Source organism: Streptomyces sp. 1-11 (assembly GCF_007176755.1).
Lineage (GTDB): Bacteria > Actinomycetota > Actinomycetes > Streptomycetales > Streptomycetaceae > Streptomyces.
This window is the reverse complement of sequence record NZ_BJTV01000037.1, coordinates 1-3,514: the sequence shown is the minus strand read 5'-3', so window position 1 is coordinate 3,514 and position 3,514 is coordinate 1. Positions and strand designations below refer to the sequence as shown.

The 3,514-nt window shown below is 77.7% G+C and carries 1 protein-coding gene; it reads right to left on the bottom strand.

The genetic code is table 11. The annotated features are described in order from the left end of the window. Positions 1–3,514, bottom strand: a 3,514-nt coding sequence (locus TNCT1_RS35400) for an SDR family NAD(P)-dependent oxidoreductase (protein ID WP_143640436.1), incomplete at both ends; no start/stop codon positions are given.

Sequence of the window (3,514 nt, the reverse complement as noted above, 5' to 3'; positions counted from 1 at the left end):
GGCGGCTCCGACGTAGACGCCCACCTGCCGGCGGTGGCGCCGCTCGACGACCTCCTGGGTGACACCGCCCTGCTCCAGCAGGTGCCACACCGTCTCCAGGAACAGCCGCTGCTGCGGGTCCATCGCGGCGGCCTCGCTCGGCGCGATGCCGAAGTGCAGCGGGTCGAAGCGGTCGACGCCGTCGAGGAACGCGCCCCACTGGGCCCGGCCGCCGCTGTCCCAGCGGTCGGCCGGCACCTCGGTGACGCAGTCCCGGCCCTCGCTCAGCGCGGCCCAGAACTCCTCCAGGTCCCCGGCGTGCGGGTAGCGGCCGCTGATCCCGATGACGGCGATGCCGTCCTCGCTCCGCTCGCTCCCGCGCCGGGCCGGCGCCGCGGCCGGAGCCGGGGCCTGCGGGGGCCGGGACGCGACGGCCTCGGCCGGGGCCGTCACCGGCGCGGGGGCGGGGGCAGGGGCGGGGTCGCCGACCAGGGTGCGCAGGGCCCGCGGGTGGTCGGCGGCGAGGTACCGGGCGAGGCCGCGCACGGTGCGCACCTCGAACAGCAGCGTCCGCGACAGGGGGCCGAAGGTCTCCTCCAGCGGCTGCAGCATGGTCACGGCGAGCACGGAGTCCATGCCGTACCGCTCCAGCGGGGTGTCGGCGTCCAGCCGCTCGGGCCCGAGCTTCAGCGCCGCCGCGAGCACCCGCCGCAGGTGGGCCACGGCCCGCTCCTCGACGCCGGATGCGGCCGGGCCGGCGGCGGTGCCGGAGCCCGGGACGCCGGTGCCGGTGCCGGAGCCCGGGGCGTCATAACCGGTGCCGGTGGCTGAGCCCAGGGCATCGGTGCCGGTGGCGGAGCCCGGGGCGTCGGTCGCCCCGTCCGGCCGGCCGGCGTCGGCCGGCGCGGCCGACGCCGCCGGTGTGCTGCTCGGCAGGAGGGTGGCCGACAGGGCCGTACGGTCGCCGGCGACGACCAGCAGCCCGCCGTCCTCGCGTACGCCCTCGTCGGCCAGGGCGAACCGCAGGGCCGCCAGCCCGCGCGGGGTGTCGAGCGGCACCAGCCCCGCGGCGCGCAACTGCTCCCGGACGGCGTGGTCGGCTCCCATGCCGCCCTCGTCCCACAGCGGCCAGCCGACGGACACCGTGCGCCCGGCGCGCAGGCCCGCGCCGACGAGCCGGTTGCGGTGGACGGCGTAGGCGTCCATGAACGCGTTGGCCGCCGCGTAGTCGGCCTGGCCGGGGTTGCCGAACGCTCCGGCGATCGAGGAGAAGCAGACGAACAGCTCCAGCGGCTGCTCGCGGGTCAGCTCGTCGAGGTGGACGAGGCCGGCCACCTTCGGGGCGAGGACCCGGTCCAGTTCCTCGGCGCTCTTGCGGACCAGGAAGTTGTCGTGGACGACGCCGGCGGAGTGCAGGACGCCGGTCAACGGCCCGTGTTCGTCGGTGACCTGGGCCAGCAGACGGGCGAGGGCGTCGCGGTCGCCGACGTCGGCGCGCCGGTGGTCGACGGTCAGGCCGGCGGCGCGCAGGGCGTCCAGGCCGGCCCGCTGGGCGCCGGTCAGCGCGGAGCGCCCGGTGAGCACCACGGTGGCGGTGCCGACGGCGGCGGCGATGTCCCGGGCCACGACGAGGCCCAGTCCGCCGGCTCCGCCGGTGATGAGGTAGACGCCGCCCTCGCGCCAGGGCGTGGGCGCGGGCCGCAGCGGGACCTCGGCGGGGCGGCGGACCAGCCGCCGGCCGCCGCGGTGGCGCACCTCGGGCTCCGGGCCGGATGCCGCCTCGGCGGTGAGGCGGGCGGCGAGGGTGGCCGGGTCGGCGCCGTCGAGGCACTCCACGTACTGGGTGCGCAGCCTGGGGTTCTCCAGGTGCGCGGTGCGCAGCAGCCCGGACAGGCCGCCGAGGCAGGCGGCCGTGCCGTCCCCGGCGGCGCCGACGGCGGCGACCTGCAGCAGGGTGGGCCGGCGGACACCGCGCAGCAGCAGGTCGCGGGTCAGGGCGAACACCTGGCGTGCGGCCTCGGTGTAGCGGAGGTGAACGGAGCCGTCGGCCGGTTCGACGACGGTGCAGTGCGTGCCAGCGGGCAGCGCGGCCGTCAGGGCCTCGCGGTCCCCGGCGGTGACCGGGCCGACCACGACGACGTGCCGTTCGGCGAACGCCTCGCCGTGCGCGGCGGTCCCGGCGGCGGCCGCCTCGGCCCAGCGCGGCCGCAGCAGGACGACGTCGCCCTCGCCCTCCTCGCCGTCGGCGGGCCGCTGCGGCGCGCCCTCGGTGTCGAGGCCGAACCAGCAGCGCTCGCGGGCGAAGGGGTAGCCGGGCAGGCCGATGCGGTGCGGGCGGGGTCCCGGACGGGCCGCGAGGTCCCAGTCCACGTCGCCGCCCTCGGCCCAGAGCGCGAGCAGCGCCTCGTGCGTGCCCTGTTCGCGCCAGGCGGTCACGGCGGTGCCGACGGCGGCGGCGTCCGCGGGACGGTCCGGGCGGACGGTGCCCCGGGCCCAGGGTCCGGGTGCGGCGGGCGCGGCGGCGAACGCGGCGAGCCGGTCGCGGGCCTCGGTGAGGGACCCCACGGCGAGGGCCAGGCGCTGGTCCAGGGCCATGCGTCCGGTCTGCAGGGTCCAGGCGACGGCCGGCAGGTCGGCGTCGGTCAGCTCGCCGAGCCGGGCGTGCAGCAGGCGGGCCTGCTCGGCGAGCTGCTCCTCGGTCCGGGCGGAGAGCACCAGCAGGTACGGGCCGCCCTGTGTGGTCCGCGGGCGGACCGGCTCCGGGTACTCCTCGATGACGACGTGGGCGTTGGAGCCGCCGCCGCCGAAGCTGGAGACTCCGGCCAGCCGGGGAAGGGTGCGCCGTTCGCCGCCGGTGTCCCGGACCGGGCGGTGCCAGGGCTCCAGGGAGCGCTGCACCCGCAGCGGGGTGCGGTCGAAGTCGATGTGCGGGTTCAGGGTGGCGGAGTGCAGGCTCGGCACGAGTTCGCCGTGGCGCATCTGCAGCAGCACCTTGGTGACCCCGGCGATGCCGGCGGCGCTCTCGCAGTGCCCGATGTTGGACTTCACCGAGCCGATCGCCAGACGCTCGGGGGCACCACCGGCGCGACGGAACGCCCGCTGCAGACCGGCCACCTCGATGGGGTCGCCGAGGGAGGTGCCGGTGCCGTGGGCCTCCAGATAGCCGAGGGCGCCCGGGTCGACGCCGGCGGCGGCGAGCGCGTCGGCGATCACCTCGCCCTGGGCGACCGGGGTGGGCACCGAGTAACCGGAGGTGCGTCCGCCGTGGTTGACGGCGGTGGCCTTGATCACGCCGTGGATCCGGTCGCCGTCGGCGACGGCCCGCGCCAGCGGCTTGAGCAGGACGGCGCCGACGCCCTCGCCGGGCACGTAGCCGTCGCCGCCCTCGCCGAAGCTGCGGCACCGGCCGTCGCTGGAGAGGAAGTCACGCCGGCCGAGCACCAGATACTTGTTGGGGTGCGGGGTGAGATTGACGCCGCCCGCGAGCGCGGTGTCGCACTGCCCACCACGGATCGCCTCACAGGCCAGATGGATC